The organism is Roseomonas sp. TAS13, assembly GCF_001950415.1.
In the GTDB taxonomy this organism is placed as follows: Bacteria; Pseudomonadota; Alphaproteobacteria; order Acetobacterales; family Acetobacteraceae; genus Roseomonas; species Roseomonas mucosa.
In genome coordinates this window covers 1-899 of record NZ_BDLP01000727.1, presented here as the reverse complement: position 1 = coordinate 899, position 899 = coordinate 1, and the positions used below count along the sequence as shown (strand labels likewise).

2 protein-coding genes are annotated in these 899 nt (G+C 69.9%); both read left to right on the top strand.

Annotated elements, in window-relative coordinates; all coding sequences use genetic code 11:
• Positions 1-26: 26 nt before the first annotated feature.
• Positions 27-374, top strand: a complete 348-nt coding sequence (gene tnpB / locus ROTAS13_RS25155; protein ID WP_075823713.1) for an IS66 family insertion sequence element accessory protein TnpB — start codon at positions 27-29, stop codon at positions 372-374.
• A 56-nt stretch (positions 375-430) separates the two neighbouring features.
• On the top strand, positions 431-899 hold a 469-nt coding region (locus ROTAS13_RS25150), incomplete at its 3' end, for a transposase (RefSeq protein WP_216348754.1).

Sequence of the window (899 nt, the reverse complement as noted above, 5' to 3'; positions counted from 1 at the left end):
GTCGTGGATGGGCTCGCGCCGCGCTGATGCTGGCACCTCCCCTGGGTACGCGGGTCTACCTGGCGTGCGGGATGACGGACATGAGGAAGGGCTTCGACGGGCTGGCCGCTCTTGTGCAGGGGGTGCTGGCACAGGACCCGTTCTCGGGCGCATTGTTCTGCTTTCGTGGACGTAGAGGTGACCTGCTGAAGGTGCTCTGGTGGGATGGCCAGGGCCTCGTGCTCTACGCCAAGCGGCTGGAGAAGGGTCGTTTTGTCTGGCCGCAGGCGAAGGATGGCGTGGTCGCGATGACGCCCGCGATGCTGTCAATGTTGCTGGAAGGGATCGACTGGCGCATGCCCGCGTGGACGGCACGCCCGCAGGCCGCGATCTGAGCTGGGGCAGGCACGAATGTCGTTGTGACAGCCGGTGCGACGCGTAGAATCACGCCGTGGATCCCATATCGCACGCCACACCCGAGGCCGAGATCGCCGCGCTGCGCGCGGTGCTCGCCGAGCGCGATGCGGCCGTCGTCGCGCGCGACGCGGCCCTGGCCGAACGTGACGCCCTGCTGGCCGAGCGGGACGCACGGCTGCTGAACGCCTCGCTCGAGATCGAGAAGCTGCGCGTCCAGCTCGCGGTGCTGCGGCGCGAGCGCTACGGGCGGTCCTCCGAGCGGCTGGAAGCCGAGATCGGCCAGCTCGAGATGCTGATCGGTGACCTGGAGGAGGACGCGGCGGCGGGGAGCGCCGCGGCGGAGGAGAAACGCAAGGCCCGCGGCGGGGGCAGCGAGCAGCGGGAGCGCCGTCCCGCGCTCCGCCGTCCCCTGCCGGAGCACCTGCCGCGCGAGACCGTCACCCACGAGCCCATCCCCACCCTGTCTCTTGATCACATCTACGCACAGCTCCACCGTAAGGCGA